Source organism: Saccharopolyspora sp. NPDC050389 (assembly GCF_040655595.1).
GTDB lineage: Bacteria > Actinomycetota > Actinomycetes > Mycobacteriales > Pseudonocardiaceae > Saccharopolyspora.
Genome location: NZ_JBFAKG010000197.1, coordinates 1 through 5,394, shown reverse-complemented (window position 1 = coordinate 5,394; position 5,394 = coordinate 1). Strand labels below are relative to the sequence as shown.

Genomic DNA, 5,394 nt, shown 5'->3' with positions numbered 1-5,394 from the left:
CTGGGAACGCCGCGCCGACATCCACGAGGCGTTCCTCGGCCTGGCCACCTGCATCATCTGCTTTCGACACATCAAAACCCTTTGTTAGGAACTCTAAGAGCTTTAGCCGAACCAGGACGTTGTCAACGGTCAGCAAGACAATGGCCTTTCCCCGAGCTGCCGCGAGCACCGCGCCCTCACCAACGCAAGGAGCGTCCTGAAACTGCAACCTGAGATCGGTAATTGCCTGATCGCGCGACGTCTGCGCCATGTCGTCGCCCGACGTTGTTGCGCTGTCTCGGTACAACGACGCCGACACGTGCAGAACCCGTTCCATCAATCGCGGGCCATCCGGGGTGAGGTCGCGATGGCACCAAGAGCAGATGCTCGTCAGGCCGTCGCTGTCAGCAGGACCTTGCCATCCGCGTGCCGGGCTACCAAGGATTCCTTCTATCTCCGGCGAAAGCAGGGCGTAGATGTCAGGCACTCTTCGAAAACTCATGGCACTCAACCCACCTCGAGGTTGCGCACGATCTCACGGGCTACCTCGAAGCTGGACGAGACCGCCTGCTTGCACGGGATTGCCACGAGCTTGCCCACCGCGTCCATATCCCGGCCGGAGAACGTCATCTTCACGTTGAGGTTGTCGACGACGATGATGTAGTTGATGCTCTCGCCCGAAGTGCTCCGTACCGCATGCTCCCCGACGCCCGGCGCAGGTCCGAACTGGCCCGACGCGTCCTTGCTCAGCCGGCCCAGCTCTTCCAATGCTCCGTCGGCGCCGGATCTCCTGGTCATGCTCCGATGCAGGCTGACGTGCAGCGACAGCGCCCGCTCAAACGGACGAGCACCTTCAGACCCCAGATCGCGATACACCCATGAGCAATAGCCGGTGGTCTCGACAGCGAACGCGTCCCTCTTATATCCCACTCCGATCACGCGGCTTGCAGTGGCCGGCGAGACGAGGTCACAGATCCGCGGGAGCTCCCGGAACCGGTCGTTTGCCGGGGCGAAGCCGTCTTGGGTGCATCCCGCGGTAAGCGAGCCCAGCAGTGCTGCCATTGCTACCAGCCGCATGACAACCGCCCGACGCCAAGGCACGGTGTGCGTGAGCCAGGACAGCATGGGGTCCGTCGTCACGAGCGTCGATTGATCTCGGAGCAAGCCACTCATGCAGCAGGTCTCCATCCACGATGCGTAGAAGTCGGTACCTGGGGGATCACGGTGGTCGCAGAGGTGCGATCCATCAGCGTGTCGGCTGTAAGAGCTTCGCCGGCGGTGAGGATGCGCTCGATGCGCAACGCCAAGTCGACAGAAAGCTCAGGACTGGCCAAACAGAGTGGACACAACGACAACCAGGTCGGCAGCGGAACCATGCGCCGTATGGGAACCCAGCCATCGCCAAGCGACCGCTCACACAATGTCAGGTCGACGCGAAGTCGAGGTGCAAGGACGTCCGCAGTGCGTATCAGATGCGCGTGAGCCACCCGATTTTCACTATCCCGCGTGATCCATATGCCATCCTGCGTCATCAGCAGTGTGCGGATTGGCGGCTGGGAAGGTCGGCGGCTGCCGCGCGTTGCTATGAGACCCATGCGAGACCTAGCAGGTATAGGCCCCAGAGAACGATGGCCGACCATGATGGGAGGCGGAAGCTGAGAGCCATGATCGCGAAGATCCCGAGGATGTAGTACTGCCGGTACGGCCACGGTTCCCAACCGTCCGGCCGTAGAAAAGGGACCGCAGGAGCTGCGACGACTCCGAGGGTGAAGACTGACCATGCAAACAGGTCGCGTAGGCGAGTTGGTGATATCCCGAGCCCTTTACCGTGATGACGATGTTGTTTTGAGTCATCCGTGTTTCGATCTTCCTGCTCCGACATCCCTCAGCCCTTGCCGATGTTGTCGACGGCGTTGAGTGAAACCGCGACCACAGCAGGCTTCATGCCACGCTCCTGCGACGTCTCGCCATCGAGAGTCGAGGAGTATGTCGGAGGTTCACGTATCAGCTCGTCCGACGATTTCCGTTGCAGCATGGGCAATTCCTCGCTCGCGCGAAGGGGCCCGTTGGCCGGGCGTCTTTCAAACATTGCGATGTCCCGTTCCGCGGTCGTCGTGGATCAAGAAAACCTGAAAAATCCCGGCAGTGGGCAACCGCAACTACCTCGGCCGCCCACTGCCGGGACCGAGCGGCCGCTGTTCGGGGTGGCAGTCCGGACTACCCAGCGACCGCTCGGCGACTACACGGGTATCGGCGTGTCTGTCTTTTGGGTGTCCCAACACTGCTGCAGGCAGTCCAGCGTGGGTGTCGCTTCAGGAAGACGCCAGTCGACGTCTTCAGGGGTGATGCGCCAGTAGTAGGGCATGTCGCCATCGATCGTCGGTGGCAGGGGGACGAAGGAACCCCCGCTGTGCCACGTGACCGGCGCCGGCACGTCAACTAGCGGCATCGTTTGTCCGGCCGATTCGACGAAGACGAGCCATGTGCGCCGTGTCGCGGCGACAGGGCCACGGAGCTTCAGCGCTGCGAGCATGTCCTCGGCCGTCCGGCCCAGACTGGCGGGCACCTCAAGTGCGTCGATTGTCCTGCCACAGGCGAGCAGCACCGAGTAGGGGCGACGCGTCCACCATTCCCAGACCTGTGCGAGGTCGGTGGTGGCCTCCGCACTCAGCTCGGTGATCGGTACCAGCCCCGTCGAGCAGGATTTGCCCAGCCATGGAGAGTCCGTGCTGACCTGGAAGGTCCCTGGAACCAGCGGCCACTGGTGGCCGGCGAGTTCGGTTGCGGCGTCGCGAAGCTCGGTCCATCGCATCCCTGGAATGGGATGGATCATCCGAACTTTGGGATCAACTGGCGACATGGAGGATCACCACCGGGAATCTCGTTTCCCCGCTCAGTTGCCCGGCATTCCGAACTTCGGTCGCAGCAGCGTGCATCGCAGACACCCCTCGTTGGGTCTCGCGGTAGGTGCCGTTACAGCACCAGTAGGACCCTTCTCACCATGCCCATGGCGAGTGGCTGACGGAACGTCCTCGAACTGGCCGACGAACTGGCAGAATTACTGACAGACTTAGAGCTGTCACGTTTGGTGATTAGGTGATGTCACCCGTACTGTGGTGATGCGCTTTGCGGAAGGTCAGCGATGAGCACACACGGACACCGTCGCAATACTGAGCTGGAATCGGCGCGACGTCGACACAAGCTCACTCAAGCCCAGGTCGCCGACTCTGTGTCGCGGCACCTGGCCTTAGACCCGCCGATGTCGACTTACTATGTGTCCAAGCTGGAGCGTGGAATCCATCGGTGGCCGAATCCTGTGTATCGCTCTGCCTTCCGCGCTGTGCTTGGTGTGGAGTCTGATGCTGAGCTGGGCTTCTATTGCCCCAGGGCGATCGGAGAGGAGGACGATGTGCACCGGCGCTCTTTTCTTGGTCTGGGCACCGCCGTCGCCAGTGGGGTGGTGCTGAGCGGATCAGTGTCGGAATTCTTGGCGCGGGCAGAGTCGCCCACTCCCGTGCCGCAGTGGGTCGGCCGCCCCGAGGTAGCCCACGTGACCCAAAGCGCCGCGACGTTCTCGGAATGGGAGCATCTGTATGGAGGCGGGCTCTCCCGCGAGGCGGTAGGCGGGCAGCTGCGGTGGGCAGCTGGTCTTCTCGAGGCTCGGTGCCGCACCAGTGTGGTACGCCGGGAGCTGCACGCGGCTGTTGGCAACCTCGCCGAGGTCGCCGGCTGGATGTCGTATGACGCTGGAGCGCACGACTCAGCGGACCGGTACTTCCGATTCGGCCTGTACTGTGCCGAACGGGCGGAAGATCAGAGCCTGCGCGCGACGATCCTTTCTGACATGGCGCGGCAAGCTGTCAGCCTTCGGCGCGAGGATGCCATTGAGCTCGCCGAACTCGCTCAAGTCCGGGACGACCGGCTCACTGCTCGTGAACGGTCGATGCTCCACGTCGTGCGCGCCCGCGCTTTGGCCAGAGAAGGCAGGATCGGGGAGTGTCTTGCGGCCATCGAGCGAGCAGACGAACACTTCGCACATAGCGTCACCGAAACGCCGCCCTGGATGGAGTATTACGACGCAGCGGAGATGCGCGGAGACTCCGGGCACGCCCTGTTCGATCTCGTCCACCACGGCTACGATCCGCACCCAGCCATTCACCGCCTGGATTTCGCCGTGCATCACCACACACCGAAATACGCCAGGTCAAAGACCCTGTCGCTGATCAAATCCATCACTCTGCAGATCAACGACGACCCGGGCGTCGCCGCTCACCGAGGGCTGGAAGCCCTCACGCAGGCCCAAGATCTCCGTTCCCAGCGTGTCCGCAACTACCTCCGCGACCTGTACGCCGCGACCAAACCACATGCTCGGTATGGCGACGTGACCGACCTCCGTCACCAGATCGCCAAGACACTGCAGCGCTAACACAATGACCACTCCATCCGACCGCGCTCCAGCCGAAACCCGAGCCTTGCATGCGGCCTGTGCCCAGCGAGGAATCGACAGCGCACACGCCGAACTTCTCAGCTTGGGCGACAGCGCAACCTACCGGCTGCCACACCAGCTCGTCGCTCGTGTCACCCGGACAGTAACTCAGCGCGAAACCGCGTTGAGAGAAACCACTTTGGCAGCATGGCTGCTACACACGGCCCACATCTCGGTCGTGGAGCCCGCCGAAGAGCCGGTCGAACTCAACGACACCGTGGTGACCTTCTGGCACGAACTGACCTCGCACAGACCCGCGACCCCAGCCGAGATCGGACACTTCCTGCGTGATCTGCACACTATTACCTCACCCAAGGGGGAATTGCTCACACCGCTGCGGCCTTTCGTGCGGATCGCCGAACGAATCAACACCGCTCCGATTCCAGCAGGAGACAAGACCTTCCTGTGTGATCGCCTCCGCAATCTCGAGAACCGCTGGAGGACTGCCACGTTCACACTGGGGCCGGCCGTGATCCACGGCGACCCGCATGACAACAACATCGTTGCCATCGACGACGGCAGAATCCTGGCGCTTGACCTCGAACGCGTCGCTATCGGCCCGCCGGAATGGGATCTGACACTCGTAGCAAGCGAACACGACAGCTTCGGTTGGGTCAGCACCGCCGCATACCAGCAGTTCGCTGACGCTTACGGCTTCGACGTCCTTTCCAGTCCATCCTACGAGCTCCTGCGAGACATCCGCGAACTGCGCATGACAAGCTGGCTCGCCAACCGCGCCGACCAAAATGACCAGATCGCGAACGAAACGCAATACCGCATCAACTGCCTCCGCGGACACAACGGGCCACGCCCCTGGAACTGGACCGCGTCCTAACGACCTCGTGCATGATTAGCGATGGTGCGTGTTGGGGTGTTGTGCGGTCTTGATTCACATCGAAGAGGCCGTCAGTGCGGCGGTGGGCCTGCGT

General features: G+C 62.4%; 6 protein-coding genes. 2 read left to right on the top strand and 4 right to left on the bottom strand.

Going from position 1 to position 5,394, the window contains the following annotated elements:
- From AB0I53_RS49170 to AB0I53_RS49155, 4 genes are all read right to left on the bottom strand, one after another.
- The coding region (locus AB0I53_RS49170; protein ID WP_358618046.1) for a hypothetical protein at nucleotides 1–466 on the bottom strand (466 nt) is incomplete at its 3' end.
- A gap of 20 nt (nucleotides 467–486) precedes the next feature.
- Nucleotides 487–1,152 carry a hypothetical protein gene (locus AB0I53_RS49165; protein WP_358618044.1) on the bottom strand — a complete coding sequence of 222 codons (666 nt, stop codon included), beginning with the start codon at nucleotides 1,150–1,152 and terminating at the stop codon, nucleotides 487–489.
- Between the two features lie 712 nt (nucleotides 1,153–1,864).
- Nucleotides 1,865–2,014 carry a hypothetical protein gene (locus AB0I53_RS49160; RefSeq protein ID WP_358618041.1) on the bottom strand — a complete coding sequence of 50 codons (150 nt, stop codon included), beginning with the start codon at nucleotides 2,012–2,014 and terminating at the stop codon, nucleotides 1,865–1,867.
- Between the two features lie 204 nt (nucleotides 2,015–2,218).
- Complete coding sequence (locus tag AB0I53_RS49155) at nucleotides 2,219–2,791, bottom strand: bifunctional DNA primase/polymerase (RefSeq protein WP_358618038.1); 573 nt, start codon at nucleotides 2,789–2,791, stop codon at nucleotides 2,219–2,221.
- A 462-nt stretch (nucleotides 2,792–3,253) separates the two neighbouring features.
- Here AB0I53_RS49155 and AB0I53_RS49150 point away from each other — a divergent pair, with 462 nt between their 5' ends.
- Nucleotides 3,254–4,405: an XRE family transcriptional regulator gene (locus AB0I53_RS49150; RefSeq protein WP_358618035.1), complete on the top strand. Its 1,152-nt coding sequence runs from the start codon at nucleotides 3,254–3,256 to the stop codon at nucleotides 4,403–4,405.
- Nucleotides 4,406–4,508: 103 nt separating this feature from the next.
- Entirely contained in the window at nucleotides 4,509–5,300 is a 792-nt protein-coding gene (locus AB0I53_RS49145) for an aminoglycoside phosphotransferase family protein (protein WP_358618033.1), read from the top strand.
- Nucleotides 5,301–5,394: the final 94 nt, after the last annotated feature.